Annotated in this window: 7 protein-coding genes; 5 read left to right on the top strand and 2 right to left on the bottom strand. The window is 56.4% G+C overall.

Going from position 1 to position 15,653, the window contains the following annotated elements; genetic code table 11:
• Positions 1-322: 322 nt before the first annotated feature.
• Positions 323-4,765: a PVC-type heme-binding CxxCH protein gene (locus SH573x_RS21110; protein ID WP_479349753.1), complete on the top strand. Its 4,443-nt coding sequence runs from the start codon at positions 323-325 to the stop codon at positions 4,763-4,765.
• A 241-nt stretch (positions 4,766-5,006) separates the two neighbouring features.
• On the opposite strand, the gene SH573x_RS21105 is transcribed toward SH573x_RS21110, so the two are convergent.
• Together SH573x_RS21105 and miaB are read right to left on the bottom strand one after the other, a co-directional pair.
• Entirely contained in the window at positions 5,007-5,693 is a 687-nt protein-coding gene (locus tag SH573x_RS21105) for a M50 family metallopeptidase (RefSeq protein ID WP_479349752.1), read from the bottom strand.
• 20 nt (positions 5,694-5,713) lie between these two features.
• Complete coding sequence (miaB, locus tag SH573x_RS21100) at positions 5,714-7,168, bottom strand: tRNA (N6-isopentenyl adenosine(37)-C2)-methylthiotransferase MiaB (RefSeq protein WP_479349750.1); 1,455 nt, start codon at positions 7,166-7,168, stop codon at positions 5,714-5,716.
• A gap of 974 nt (positions 7,169-8,142) precedes the next feature.
• Between miaB and SH573x_RS21095 the strand changes: the two genes are divergently transcribed.
• From SH573x_RS21095 to pstB, 4 genes are all read left to right on the top strand, one after another.
• Positions 8,143-9,126, top strand: coding sequence for a PstS family phosphate ABC transporter substrate-binding protein (locus SH573x_RS21095; protein ID WP_479349748.1), 984 nt, complete (start codon positions 8,143-8,145; stop codon positions 9,124-9,126).
• Positions 9,127-9,147: 21 nt separating this feature from the next.
• Complete coding sequence (locus SH573x_RS21090; RefSeq protein WP_479349747.1) at positions 9,148-11,838, top strand: ABC transporter permease subunit; 2,691 nt, start codon at positions 9,148-9,150, stop codon at positions 11,836-11,838.
• A complete protein-coding gene (locus SH573x_RS21085) occupies positions 11,835-14,582 on the top strand; it encodes a phosphate ABC transporter permease PstA (protein ID WP_479349745.1) in 2,748 nt (915 codons plus the stop codon). The genes SH573x_RS21090 and SH573x_RS21085 overlap by 4 nt, the downstream gene beginning before the upstream one ends.
• Before the next feature lie 105 nt (positions 14,583-14,687).
• Positions 14,688-15,551, top strand: coding sequence for a phosphate ABC transporter ATP-binding protein PstB (pstB, locus tag SH573x_RS21080; protein WP_479349744.1), 864 nt, complete (start codon positions 14,688-14,690; stop codon positions 15,549-15,551).
• Positions 15,552-15,653 lie beyond the last annotated feature (102 nt).

Below are 15,653 nucleotides of genomic sequence, written 5' to 3'. Positions count from 1 at the left end.
CGGTCGGGGATTGGGTTTGCGGGTTCCCATATATAAACGCAGAGACGCGGAGGATCGCAGAGAAGATCCCGCTGCGATTTCTCCGCGCACTCTGCGGACTCTGCGTTGTAATAATCGTCATCCCCGGGACGTTGTCCGTTGTTCTGAGCGGTGTTGGGCTCAGCAGGAGACTTCGTCCTCCCGGGGTCCAGTGTCGGTCGATGAATGGGTTAGAGGGTGCTGAGCGGCTGGGGACAGCCGCTCTACTTCTGCCGCCCTTCCGCACCAAAACTCGACTATAATGCTCCCTTAGCCCTTATCACCCGCTGTTGGAGTTCTGTCGATGCTTATCGGACTTGTCCGCGGATTCTTCTGCGCTTGTTTAACTGTCCTTTTATCTTGTCTGAGTTTGGTTGGCCCGTGTCCGGCAGCGGACGAGAAACCTCTAAGCGTGCTCTTCTTGGGCGATCGAGGTCATCACAAACCCGCTGCTCTGGCAGATGTGCTTGTTCCGGCACTAAAAGAGCGCGGCATCAATATCACCTACAGCGAGAAGATGTCCGAACTGGCGTTGGACAATCTCAAAAAGTACGACGCGCTGATCATCTATGCCAATACCACCGAGATCTCACGCGAACAAGAATCAGCCTTGCTGGATTATGTCGCGGGTGGCGGTGGCTTTGTGCCCCTGCACTGCGCATCGTACTGCTTTCTGAATTCACCGGCCTACATCGATTTGGTCGGTGCTCAGTTCAGCAAACACGGCGGCGAAGTCTTTGCGACCGAAATCGTCCAGCCTGATCACCCCATCATGAAAGGCTTTGCCGGTTTCCAAAGTTGGGATGAGACTTACATCCACACCAAACATAACGATCGCAATCGCACAGTGCTGGAAGTCCGCAAGCAAGGTGGTCAAGCGGATGATCGTCAAGCCGAGCCGTGGACTTGGGTGCGTACGCAAGGCCAAGGCCGAGTCTTCTATACGGCTTGGGGACATGACACGCGCACCTGGTCCAATCCAGGCTTTCAAAACCTGGTCGAGCGCGGCGTGCGCTGGGCCGCGGGTCGCGACCCCAGCGTAGTGGCCCCGTTTCGCGATAAGTCGCTCTTCACCATTCCGTCGATGACGGCTCAACGAACGGATGTCGCCCCATTTGAATACGAAGAAGTTGGTCCCAAGATACCCAACTATATTCCTAGCAATCGTTGGGGCACGCTGGGTGACAACTTGACGAAGATGCAGAAGCCATTGCCAGCGTCTGAATCGATCAAGCACTACGTCACTCCACAGAAGTTTCATCTTGAACTGTTCGCCTCGGAACCGGAGATCCAAGGCAAACCGATCGCGATGAACTGGGACCATCGCGGTCGCCTGTGGCTGTGCGAAACAATTGATTATCCCAATGAATTAAAAGATGCTGTCGAAGGCCGAGATCGCATTCGCATCTGTGAAGACACCGATGGCGATGGCCGCGCCGACAAGTTCACGGTCTTCGCTGAACAGCTGAGCATTCCCACTTCGATCGAGTTCTATCGCGATGGCATCATCGTTCAAGCGGGCACCGAAACATTGCTGCTGCGAGATAAAGACGGCGATGACAAAGCGGATGAGCGCATCAAGCTGATCACCGGTTGGGCGATGGGCGACACGCACGGCGGTGTCAGTAATTTTATGTATGGACTGGACAACCGTTACTGGGCCATGCAGGGGTACAACGACTCCCATCCAGAATATGCACGCGGTAAACACCCTGGATTCCGCCAAGGTCCCTTCAACTTTACGATGGCTCTTGATAAGCCAGAAGTGGCCGACGTCGAGTTCGTGCGGTCGACCACAAACAACAGTTGGGGTTTAGGCATTTCGGAAGAAGGACTCATCTTCGCTTCAACCGCCAATCGCGCCCCAAGCTTCTTTGTGCCGATTCCGAATCGTTATTACGAGCGCGTCAAAGGTTGGACGCCCAGCCTGATGGCCGATCTGATTTCCGATACGCACATGTATAGCAAACCGATCACCGACAAGATCCGGCAAGTGGATCATCACGGTGGTTACACGGCTGGCGCTGGTCACGCGCTGTATACAGCCCGGGCGTATCCATCCGATTGGTGGAACCGCGTAGCGTTTGTGTGTGGACCCGAAGGTCACCTGGTGGGGTCGTTTGTGATCACGCCCGATGGGGCTTCGTTTAACGACACCAACGCCTTCAACCTGGTATCCAGTGACGACGAATGGGCTGCGCCGATCATGGCGGAGGTTGGTCCCGACGGTCAAGTGTGGCTGATCGATTGGTACAACTACATCATCCAGCACAATCCAACGCCCCAAGGTTTTCAAACGGGCAAGGGCAACGCGTATGAATCCGATCTGCGCGACAAAACGCACGGCCGCATCTACCGAGTGGTCTATGAAGATGCCAGTCCCGAGTCGACCACCACAGCCAAACTCGCCAGCGATAAACCAGCGGAATTGGTAGCGGCCCTCAAGCATAACAATCGCTTGTGGCGTCGTCATGCTCAGCGCCTCTTGGTCGAACGCGGCCAGCAAGATGTGGTGCCCGAGTTGATCAAGTTGATCGCGGACAAGCAGGTCGACGATATCGAACTCAACGCCGGTGCGATTCATGCGCTCTGGACTCTCAAGGGTTTAGGCGCACTGGACAAAGCCGGCACACCGGCCTTCGAGGCGGCCGCCGCGGCACTCAAACATGCATCGCCTGGGGTTCGTCGCAATGCAGCCCTCGTATTGCCATCGACCAAAGAATCGGTCGCCGCGATCGCCGATGCCAAACTGCTCGCCGATCCGCAACCACAAGTGCGCTTAGGCGCGCTGATGGCGCTGGCCGATATGCCCGAAGACGCAGCTGCCGGTCAAGCCCTGGCCGCTGCGGCTCGCGACAATGTCAACATGCTCGATCGTTGGCTGAAAGAAGGCATCATCTGTGCCGGCGCGACCCAAGCCACACCACTGCTCATGGGCCTGCTGACGCAAACGGGCAAGCCTGCCGATCAGAATGTGGTAGACGGTCAAGTTGACATGGCTACAGTTCTGGCTGAGCATTTGGCGCGATCGCAGCCGACCAACGCCCAGTTAATTTCGCTGTTGCAATCGATGACCAGCGGTGATAGCCGCCTGGCTGAAGCCATGGTTACCGGCCTGGCTCAAGGTTGGCCGCGCGATTTCAAACCCGAACTCAACGCTGAGCTGGAAAATACGCTTGATCAACTCGTGTCCAAGCTGCCGCTGGGCGCCCGCGGGCAATTGGTTACGCTGGCCAGTGGCTGGGGTAGCGAGAAACTGAAGAAGTATGCCGACGAAATTATCGCCGGCTTGAATCAAACGATTTCGGATATAGAAAAGTCGGCCGACGCGCGCGTGGAAGCGGTCAAGCAACTCTTGCAAATCAGTGGTGGTAACGATGACGTTATTGTTCAACTGGTCGAGATGTTGACTCCTCAAAATCCACCGCAATTGACTTCGGGCATCGTGCGTTCGCTATCAGCCTCCAAGTCGACCAAGATCGCAGCCACTCTGATCGAGCGATGGTCGACGCTGACGCCAAAGCTGCGTGATGATGCCGTGGCCATGATGTTGGTGCGCCCCGAGTCGGCACGGCAATTGGTCGATGCGCTCAGCACAGGGCCGATCACGATCCAAGATCTAACGCTTGATCAACGTCAAACGCTGAAGAATCATCCCAACCGTTCCTTGCGCGATGCTGCCACCAAGGTCATGGCTGCCTCGGGTGGACTGCCCAGCGCCGATCGAGTGAAAGTCATCGAACGCTTTATGGCTACGACCCACGCTAAGGGTGATGCCAAGATTGGTAAGGAGCTATTCAAGAAAGCGTGTGCGAACTGCCACAAGCATTCGGGCGAGGGCCAGGAGATCGGTCCCGACTTGACCGGCATGGCTGTGCATCCGAAAGAGGAATTGCTGGTGCACATTCTCGATCCTAGCCGCAGCGTCGAAGGCAACTTCCGACGGTACACCGTGCTGACGACCGACAATAAAGTGATCGCCGGCATGTTAGCGGCTGAATCTTTATCGGCCATCGAGATCATCGATGCCGAAGGCAAGAAGCAATCGATCTCGCGCGATGACATCGAAGCCATCACGGCCACGAACAAGTCGCTAATGCCCGAGGGTATGGAAGAGACTTTAAAAGAACCCGAGATGACCAACTTGCTCGAGTTCCTGACCAGCAAGGGACGCTTTGTGCCTCTGCCTCTGGCCACCGTGGCCACAGCGATCAGCACGAAAGGTCTGTTCCATGATGGCGATAACGGCCCGGACCGCATGATCTTCCCCGATTGGAAAGGCAAGAGTTTTCAAGATGTGCCGTTCCAATTGGTCGATCCTCAAGGCAAGGGCCGCGCCAACATTGTGATGCTGTACGGGCCGCAAGGTACCGTGCCGCCCAAGATGCCGCGGAGTGTCAAGCTGCCCTGCAATATGCCGATCGGCAAACTGCACATGCTCGGCGGCGTTAGTGGCTGGGGCTATCCAGCGTCCAAAGAGGGCACGACCACGATGATCGTCAAGTTCTATTACGCCGATGGTGAAACTGAAGAGCAGAAGTTGATCAACGGGGAGCACTTTGCCGACTACATTCGTCGCGTTGACGTACCCAAGTCGACCTTTGCCTTCAACGTTCGCGGCCAGCAAGTGCGTTACCTGGCCGTCGAACCCAGCCGCAAAGAAGTGGTCAAAGAAGTTGAACTGCTCAAGGGCGATGACACCACCGCCCCAATGGTCATCGCGCTAACCGCCGAGCAACCGCAGTAGTGTCAGTGTAGAGCGGCTGTCCCCAGCCGCTCGGCACCCTCTAACTCATTCATCGACCGACCACTGGTCCCGGGAGGAACGTGGGCAGAAAGATGGTTGGGCAAAAAAATGATGAGATGTAGAGCGGCTGCCTCCAGCCGCTCCGCACCCTCTAACCCATTCATAGACCGACCACTGGTCCCGGGCGCTCGGTCGGTAGAGCATTTGGTTAGAGGGTTCAGAGCGGCTGGGGACAGCCGCTCTACAACATACCCAGTAGCCAATCGATAGGCTCGCGGACGTACTCAAGCCAGCTGCGGACGTCAACGGAGCCGCCGTGGGCCCAGGCTAAGAGCAAGCCGAGCACAGCCAGGTTGGCTGTGGGCAAGAACATCCAGCAGAATGTAGCCCCGACGCTCTTGAGATCGGTTTGGTTGCGGTGTGTTTCGCGGTAGGTGCTCATAATATGAAAACCCAGAGCGATGCCCAAGAAGAGTCCTTGCCAGGGTAAGATCGACAGGGGCATCAGATATGCCAAGATCAACAAAGCCAGCGCAGCCGTGGGAAAGAAGTAGGGCGCGAGCGTAATCATCCAGTTACCGCGGCCGACAAAACGCACCTCGCCGCCGCGACCTAATGTCGCCTTGATGGCCACGATGCGATGACCGGTGCCCCAGGCAAAGAGCGCATGCGTCAATTCATGTTCCAGCGTAATCAGCCAGCGCCCGATGGAACTATGATCCAGCCAGCGTCTCCACAGCAAGATGAACCCAAAGGTACCGATGGCGATCGGGACCACGCCCAGCGGTTGCAGCAGAATATGGCGGAGTAAACGCAGCAAACCCCACGCAAATAGTGGCAAGGCGCACAGCATGAAGGCAGCCACGGGCCACTTCATCCACTCGACCACCTGATCGATTCTGGCTGCCCATCGCCGGCGTTTGTTCATTTGCCCAGTTAAGTACGTGCTTAGACCGAAAGTTGCACGAGTTGACTGTCGGTGGTCGAACCGTCTACGGTATCCACGGAACCGAACAGCGTATGACTGCTGGCGTCGTGCACCAACACATTCAGCAGGGCGCCAGCTTGCCGCTGATGACCGTCCCAGACCACGATGCGATCGCAGTGGGTGCGGCCAGTCATTTGACAAAACTCACCAACTTCATTTCGTTTGACGGCTAGTTTGCTTGGCCCTTCGACCAGAACTTCTACCCGCTTTCCGAGAAACTTCAGATTGTCTTCTTGGCAAATGGCGTTCTGGATCTCTAGCAATTCGTTGTTGCGAATCTGCTTGATCTGCGGTGGGACATCATCTTCATACAGTTCGGCACCTTTGGTACCGGGACGAACGGAGTATTGAAAGATGAAACTGTTCTTAAAGCGGCACTCGCGGAGCAGTTGGGCGGTTTGCTGGAAATCGGCGTCGGTTTCGCCGCAGAAGCCTACGATGAAATCGCTCGACACAGCCGCCTCGGGCAGAATCGTGCGAATGCGATCCATCATGTCGCGATAGTCGCCCACGGTATAGCCGCGTTTCATACGTTTGAGAACTTCATCCGAGCCACTCTGAGCCGGCACGTGTAAATAAGGGGAACACTTGGGCAAGTCCCGAATCGTCGTCAACAATTCGGCTGTCATGTCCTTCGGGTAGTTGGTTACGAACTTGATGCGTTCGATGCCGTCTATCGCATGGATCATCTCTAGCAAGTCGGCCAACCGCGTGGTTCGATCACCCTCAACGTAGCGATAACTATTGACGGTCTGACCGAGCAAGATGATTTCTTTGCAGCCTTGATCGGCCAGCACTTGAGCTTCGGCCACAATTTGATCGGGAGCGCGACCTTGCTCGGGACCGCGCGTCATGGGCACGATGCAGTAGGTACAAAACTTGTCGCAGCCAATTTGAATGCGGAGGTACGCTTGGAATGGTGTAGGACGCATGGTCGGATCGCGCAGCGGATCAAACGTTTCATGGCTGCGGCGAATTTCCTCTTGACCTCCATCGCGGCGGCCTAGCGAAACAGCCATCTGCCGCCCTTGGCCGGCAGCCACATTGGTTAGCAGTTCAGGAATGCGTTGCAACTGGCCCGGGCCGACGACGATATCGACGTACGGCGCGCGCTCAAAGACCAGCTTTTGGTCTTTCTGGGCCATGCAGCCCATGACGCCGATGATCTTGTGGGGATGGGCGAGCTTCATGCGTTTGAGATGAGCCAGGTTGGTATACACCTTCTCTTCGGCACCCGCTCGAACGCTGCAGGTGTTGAAGAGAATCGTATCGGCGCGCTCGATCGAAGAGGTCAGTTCGTAGCCCTGCCGTTTCAGGCTGGCGACCACCATTTCGCTGTCCAGCACATTCATCTGGCAGCCAACCGTTTCGATATACAGCTTTTTCGTGCTAGAAGTTTCCGCGGATTCCGACATATCATTCCTGGCACTGGTTTCGCAGACATTGGCAATAAGCTCGCCATTGTACCTCCCGCGGCATTGCCATGGGAGGGCGAAGGCGTAGAGCAGCTGTCCTCAGCTGCTCGGAACCCTCTAACCACAGTATCTTCCGACCGAGCGACCAAAGTTACAGCCGAGCGACTTGCCGGGTGCGGAGCCGTAGAGCAGCTGTCCCCAGCTGCTCGGAGCCCTCTAACCACAGTATCTTCCGACCGAGCGACCAAAGTTACAGCCGAGCGACTTGCCGGGTGCGGAGCCGTAGAGCAGCTGTCCCCAGCTGCTCGGAACCCTCTAACCACAGTATCTTCCGACCGAGCGACCAAAGTTACAGCCGAGCGACTTGCCGGGTGCGGAGCCGTAGAGCAGCTGTCCTCAGCTGCTCGGAGCCCTCTAACCACAGTATCTTCCGACCGAGCGACCAAAGTTACAGCCGAGCGACTTGCCGGGTGCGGAGCCGTAGAGCAGCTGTCCTCAGCTGCTCGGAGCCCTCTAACCACAGTATCTTCCGACCGAGCGACCAAAGTTACAGCCGAGCGACTTGCCGGGTGCGGAGCCGTAGAGCAGCTGTCCTCAGCTGCTCGGAGCCCTCTAACCACAGTATCTTCCGACCGAGCGACCAAAGTTACAGCCGAGCGACTTGCCGGGTGCGGAGCGGCTGGGGACAGCCGCTCTACAACTAGCGTAGAGCAGCTGTCCTCAGCTGCTCGGAGCCCTCTAACCACAGTATCTTCCGACCGAGCGACCAACGTTACAGCCGAGCGACTTGCCGGGTGCTGAGCGGCTGGGGACAGCCGCTCTACGCCCCGGGGCGAAAATCTTCATTTGATCTTAACTTTCTGCGAGGCGGGGTTTGGGAGTTGGGCGGTAATGCTATGCTGGTAGGAAAATTCAACCCAGCAGTGCAACTAATGCGGCGCTAACCCCTAGCCCCATTAACTCATGAGGATTCGATGGCTTACGCGCGATTAATGTTTCTAATGGCGGCAATTGTCGGCCATACAGCCGCTTTCTGTACCGCTCAAGGTGGCGTTACCGTCGACCCCAAGCTGCCGGATTACAAGAAAGCTGTCGGCGTTTCGGGCACGTTGAAGTCGGTCGGTTCGGACACGATGAACAACTTGATGACCCTGTGGGCCGCCGAGTTCAAGAAGATCTACCCAACGGTCAAAACCGAAGTCGATGGCAAGGGATCATCCAACGCGATTCCCGCTCTGGTGGCCGGTACGGCTACCTTTGGTCCGATGAGCCGCGATGCTAAAGCGTCAGAGATCAATAGCTTTGAGCAAAAGTTCGGGTACCGGCCCACGCTAGTGCCTTCGAGCATCGATATGTTGGCGGTCTATGTGCATCGCAACAACCCTCTGGAAAGCCTGACGTTTCAGCAGGTCGATTCGATCTTCTCGAGCACGCGCAAATTCGGCGGCAAAGAACAGAGCAAGACTTGGGGCCAGGTCGGCGCCGGCGGCGATGCCGCTGCGCAGAACATCACTTGCTACGGTCGTAATGCAGCTTCGGGCACGTATGGCTACTTCAAAGAGAAGGTCCTCGGAGACGGGGATTACGGGGTGTGGGTTAGTGAATTGCCTGGCAGTTCAGCTGTAGTTCAGGCGGTAGGCGAAAACGCTTACGGCATCGGTTACAGTGGCATTGGGTACAGTACTGCCAATGTCAAAGCGCTGGCGCTGGATAAAGGCGACGGCAAAGCGGTTAAACCGGACCCCGCCAATGCTTTCGATGGCAGTTACCCTCTGGCTCGTTATCTATTCATTGCCGTAAACTACGATGCCCGCGGCGGTAAGAAACTTGACCCACTGCGAGCCGAGTTTTTGAAGTTCATCTTCAGCAAGCAAGGGCAAGAGCAAGTCGTCAAGGACGGTTATCTGCCGGTGCCAGCGCCGGTAGCGAAAAAGGCATTGCAATCTGTCGGACTTTGACGCACCACCAGAGGTTAATCTGTGTCCAGTGACGCGTACGCAGGCGTGCGACGAAGAAAACAAACGCCTTGGCGCGTAAAGTTCGGGGACGCTCTGGTGTCGCGCCTGATCACCATCGGCGGCATGGGGACGATCGCCGCTGTGCTGCTGGTCGTGCTCGTCCTGTTGGGAACCGCCTGGCCACTGCTCAAGTCGCCCAAGGTTTCGCCCTGGCACGTCATCGAATTGGCCGGCGACGGTGCAGAGATCTTACCGAAGTCTGGAATCTCTGGTGAGCCATCATCATCGCCTTTGTCACAATCGATGGTGGCTTGCGGCTGTGATGAGTTTGGTTTGATGGCTTGGCAACTGTTGCTCGATGGACGCGTACTGGTCAACGCGACCATCGACGGTACGCATATAGCCACGTTAGCTTCACCAGCTGAGGCTGAGCGAAAGATTACCAGTCAGTGCTTGAGCATCGATCGCGATCGCATCACTTTAGGTTTTAGCGATGGCACGTTCCAAACTGCGGCCATCAAGTTTGCCTCGGAGTTGATTAACGTCGGGCAACTGCCCGAAGGTCTTCTGTTAGATGCGCAGCATCCGCGCGTGGTCCACGAACAAGCCGTGTATGAACTCTTCGGTGGCGAATCGATTCGCAAGTTAGCGCTGGGCACGTTGGAATGGTCCAAGCCTGAAAAGATCGCTGATGAAGCCCTGGTGGCCATCGACTATGTGGCCGGCGACGCTACCAATCAGTTCACGCAGTCCTCCTCGTCGACGTTGGTGGCTATCGCTGGCAAATCGCTGGTGGTCGCCAAGATTGAACTGCGCGAGAACGTGATGACCGGTGCGGTCACCAGCAGCGTTACCAGCCAATCATGCCCCGCGGAGATCCGCAGTCAACGGCCCCCACTGGGCATCATGCTGGCCAATCGCGATATGCATGCGGTCGTGGCTTGGGATACGGGCACGCTCGATCGGTACGCGCTGGATGCCAGCGGACCTCGAAGCATCGAGTCAGCCAGCGGCTTGCCAGGAGGTGGCCAGTTCACAGCAGCAGCGCCCATGTTGGCACGCCAAACATTCCTGCTCGGTGATGCTGAGGGAGTGTTGCATGGCTGGAACATCATTCAAGCTTCGTCGGAAAACAACATTCAAGGTGCCGCGGGCGATGGCTATCGTTTAACGGCCACTCACGAAGTGCGGCTGGCCAACGAACCGATCATCGCCATCAACAGCAGCGGCACCAGTCACCTGGCTTTGGTGACCAGCCAAAGCGGTCAAGCATCGCTGGTGATGACCACGACCGATAGTCTGCTGCGCACGGTAGCCCCGCCCCTGCAACTGGCCGATCAACTTGCCCTGCGTCAAACTTTTCTAACACCTAAGAATGATGCCATCATGGGCATCGTTGGAAATAAACTGGCCGCTGCCGTGATTGACGTCGCGTATCCGGAAGCGACCCTGCGAGCGCTGTTTGGTAAAGTTTGGTACGAAGGTCATGCCGAGCCCAAGTATATCTGGCAATCATCCGCTGGAACTGAACAATCGGAACCCAAACTGAGCTTGATTCCGTTGATCTTTGGCACACTCAAAGCCACGTTGTACGCTATGGTCTTTAGCGTACCATTGGCATTGTTGGCGGCTATTTATACGAGCGAGTTTTTGACACCTGGCCTACGCTCGCGAGTTAAACCGATCATCGAACTAATGGCCAGTTTGCCCAGCGTGATCTTGGGCTTTATCGCTGCCCTGGTCTTGGCTCCATTGCTTCAGCAGAATCTGTGCGCGGTGTTGCTGGCAATTTTTGTGGTACCAGTAACTTTCATCTATGCCGCACACTTGTGGAATCTACTGCCACTTGAATTTTTAGTGCGAGCGCACGTTTGGCGTTTGTGGTTCTTGATACTGTGTGTGCCAATTGGCTTGATGATCGCGTTTGCGTTGGCACCGCTGGTTGAACACTGGTTGTACGCAGACGATATCGCGCAGTGGATGTGGGGCACGATCGGCAGCGGAGTAGGCGGCTGGATGCTGGTCTTGTTGCCACTGGTCATTGCCTTGGCCACTTTTTTGATGCTTGGTCCACTGGCAACATGGAATCGGCAAGTGGCCATCAATGTGTCACCCAAGGCTTATGCCATTCGCGGCGTGATTCAACTGATCGTTATGACGCTGTGCGTAATTCTGGTTAGCTACGGGATCAGCGCTGTGCTCTCGAGCGTCGGTTGGGATCTGCGTGGTTCGCTCTTCACCGGCTATCAGGAACGCAATTCACTGCTGGTCGGCGCTGTGCTCGGATTCTGTGTAATACCGCTGATCTATACGCTGGCCGAAGACGCGTTGCAATCGGTGCCTCAACAGCTGCGCAGCGCGTCGCTGGGGTGCGGCGCGACGCCTTGGCAAACCACCGTGCGCGTGGTTGTACCAAGCGCGATGAGTGGCATGTTCAGCGCGATTATGATCGGCTTTGGTCGCGCGGTGGGCGAGACGATGGTGGTGTTGATGGCGGCGGGTAACACGCCAATTATGGAATGGAATCCGTTTAATGGCTTTCGCACGCTCAGTGCCACGTTGGCTACCGAACTGCCTGAAGCAGCCAAGGGCAGCACACACTTTCGCACTTTGTTCCTGGCGGCGCTACTACTGTTCATGTTGACCTTGGTGGCCAACACCTTGGCTGAATACGTTCGCATTCGCTTTCGTCGTCGAGGCAGTCAACTATGAGCCCGCGACGCACGTTGCAAAGTGGTTATAGCTTGATGTCTCGCGGCGAGCCCAAGATCTGGCTCACCGGTGGCATGCTGGTTATCTGCCTGGCGATGATTGTCAGCTTGCTGAGCCTGATTGTGATCAATGGCCTGTCGACATTTTGGCCGGGCCCAGTGCACTGGCTGGTGCTCAGCAATGACGAACTGGATGTTGGCGAACCTCAGCGCCAAGAGATTCGACCCGCGACCAGCCAAGCGGCAACTAGTGCTGCCACCTCGGACGCGAGCAAACCCGAAAACTCTGCGAAACAAGGCCAAGCCAAGGCATCGCAGCCCAGCTATTTTTATCGGACCGCTAACTTTGATATTACCAATCGGCACTATCGGTGGTTCCAGCCTGAGGAGTTAGTGGCCGACGGCATTATTGTGCCTGACTGGGCGCTGGTGATTGAGCGTTTGTCGTGGGGCCGCATGTATGCCCTGCCTTCGCGCCTGGCCCTGCCGCTGCATCCCGAGCAACATGCGGAGAGTTCCAAGTTATTGGCTACACTCGCCGACAGCCAGGCCCTGCTGGGCGAGCTGAGCAGTGATCTGCAAGCTCTGGCAACCACTGAGCCAACCGTGCCGCTCGAGGCCATCACTACTGCCGTTCAGCAGCAGATCAACTCCGTGCGCAGCGGCGCTCTGCAGTCCTTGGTCGCTCAAGCCCAGACGGGCGCACAAACCAACAACCCACAGTCGGCCAGTTCCGCATCTGTTGAAGTGCAAGTACAAGCTGAAGAGAGTGGGACGTGGCGCCCGGCGGCTGGCGCGAACAGTGATTCAATGGTAGCTGCTCGCCAAGTCATCGACCGGCCGCAGGCGATACTAGATCGCCTGCAAACGATTCTGTCGGAGCTAACTGCGTCCCGGCACAAGATCGATCACTTGATGCACCAGATCGGCACGCTCGATGGCAAACTATCCGAAGCCCGCATTGCAGTGCGGCAAGCGGAATTGGACACCGGTCGCGTGGTGCTCGATAAACTCGATAGTGTCGCTCCCCTGGTTGATGGCCTGATCAATTACGATCGTACACTCGCGCGTATCCAATCGACTATTGAGTCCGCTGACCAGCTGTTCTCCGACAAGGCTTTGGCTCAGCAGCTGCGAGAGCTGCTAACGCGTTACAAAGAGCAAACGTTGCTGCCGCTGGGCGAAGCGTTCAAGAGCGAGCTACAGTTTTGGCAAGATCAATTTGCGAACGATCCACCCGCGATCCAACGGGCCACAGCTGACTTCGCCCGGGCCTGGCGCGAAGTCGCCGAAAGCAAGTCACCGCTGGAAGCACAGATGCGCGTGCTCGAAACGCAAGGGGCCGGATATGAATTGATCGTCATGGTACCCACTGATGCGGTTCAAATCGAACTGGCCGCGGCTGATAGCGCTGCGCTGCTCGACAGTCAGTGGACGGACGACTTGAAGACTCAACTGCAGTCTCAGTCGGTGGAACCATCCAGTGCCGCGCCCACGGTCACCAAGCTGACCAATCAAGTCACGATGGTCCAGTTCGATGCGGTTTCCCAAGGCAACATGGCACTGTGGTGTATTCAGCGCCCAGGTAGCCCGCCCGTGTGGTTGATGCCTCAACAACGCACCGTCAACTGTGCGGAGATCGTGCGACTGTTTCCGGCCAATCGCCTGAGCGTGGCTGGAAAGTTCGATGTGTACTTCCAACGGTGGCGTGAGTTCTTGCTCGAGAATCCGCGCGAGGGCAATACCGAAGGCGGAGTGTTCCCAGCGATTTGGGGCACGGTTGTCATGACCCTGATCATGACATTGGCCGTAGTGCCCTTCGGAGTGATCGCCGCGTTATATCTGCGCGAGTACACGCGGAGCGGCCCGATCGTGTCGCTGGTGCGCATTTCGATTAACAACCTGGCCGGCGTACCCTCGATTGTCTACGGTGTGTTTGGCCTGGCGTTTTTCTGCTATTCGATGGGTGCGTTCATCGATGGTGGTGCTCGCAATGCACAGTTTGGCATGTTGCCGACGAGTACCTGGTACGGTGTGCTGGCGGGAACCGTGCTAGTGGGCGTAGTGGCATTCCTGTTTAGCATCATGAGTGGTGGCCGCGATCGTTCGACATCGGTTTGGAAGCGTCGCCTGGCGGCCTTGGCACCGCTGGCCTGGTTGTTGTCGCTGATCGGAATTGGCGTGTTGGTCTTCAAGAGTCCATTCTTTGATGGCCTGTATGAAGCTCGATTGCCGTCGCCCACGTTTGGCAAAGAAGGCTTGCTCTGGGCATCGTTGACATTGGCTCTACTAACCTTGCCTGTCGTGATTGTAGCTACCGAAGAAGCGTTATCGGCGGTACCGAATTCGCTGCGCGAAGGGTCGCTAGCGTGTGGTGCGAGCAAATGGCAGACGATCTATCGCATTGTATTGCCGCATGCCCGACCTGGTATCCTGACCGGTGCTATCCTGGCGATGGCGCGTGGCGTGGGCGAAGTTGCGCCGCTAATGTTGGTAGGCGCCTTGCCGGTTGCCCCTGATTTACCCCTGGATAGCGAGTTTCCTTACTTCCATGGTTCGCGCAGTTTCATGCACTTGGGTTACCAGATCTATTGGTTAGGCTTTCAAAGCCAGAACAGCGAAGCCTCGAAACCTCTGGTCTTTACTTGCACATTGCTGCTCATCCTGATTGTCATTTCGCTGAACTTGTCAGCCATTTTGCTGCGTGCCAGACTGCGGAAACGTTTCCAAGGCAATCAGTTTTAGAAGTTGGTCTGTTCAAATACTTCATATATAAACTAATTGTTAGCTACCTGCATGTCGACGCCCAGCCCTCATTTTACTTCCGGCCTTCCCAGTTACGGTGGATCGATGGACGACGCTCGCTCCAATAAACCCAAAGGTAGCGAGCCCAATCGGTTGGCTCGAATCGCTGCCGGCCAAAAGGTCGAAGCGGTCATCCACGAGCAAGTGCTCAAGGAAGATCCGTCGGTCGAGATTCAACATTTCAACTTGTGGTATGGCAAGAAACAGGCGCTGCACGATATCAGCATGCCGATTCCTCGCGGCAAAGTGACGGCCTTGATCGGCCCCAGCGGTTGTGGCAAGTCGACGCTGCTGCGCAGTGTCAATCGCATGAACGATTTGATCGACGGCCTGACTACGCGCGGCGATATTCTGCTGGCCAACGATTCCATTTTTGCTCCTGGCGTCGATGTCATCGAGCTGCGCAAACGCATGGGCATGGTCTTTCAAAAACCCAATCCGTTCCCGATGAGCATCTTCGAAAACGTAGTCTACCCGCTACGCATCGATGGTCAGAGGGATAAAGCGATACTGACGCAAGTCTGCGAAAAGAGCTTGCGTGGGGCGGCGCTGTGGGAAGAAGTCAAAGACCGACTGCATGAAAGCGGACTAGGACTCTCCGGCGGTCAGCAGCAGCGGCTGTGTATCGCTCGAGCCATCGCCAGTGATCCAGAAGTGTTGCTGCTGGACGAACCCTGCTCGGCACTCGATCCGCTGGCCACTCTCAAGATCGAAGACTTGATTGATCAACTGACCAACGAATACACGGTACTGATCGTCACGCACAACATGCAGCAGGCATCGCGCATCAGCCACTACACGGCTTTCATGTATTTGGGACGCCTCATTGAATATGGTCCCACCTCGCAGATCTTCACCAAGCCGCATTTAAAAGAGACAGAAGATTACGTCACCGGCCGATTTGGCTAGTGTCTTCGTTCGCTCCGCGAAAGACAGCGTTCCTTTTGCGGAGCAAAAGGAGACACTGTGACAAACCTACCTGAAAACCTTCCTAGCAGAACGAGAACCAGT

The sequence above is a fragment of the Rania fehmarnensis genome (genome assembly GCF_056494185.1).
Note: the sequence above shows the minus strand (reverse complement) of the source record. Positions and strands in the feature narration are given on the sequence as shown.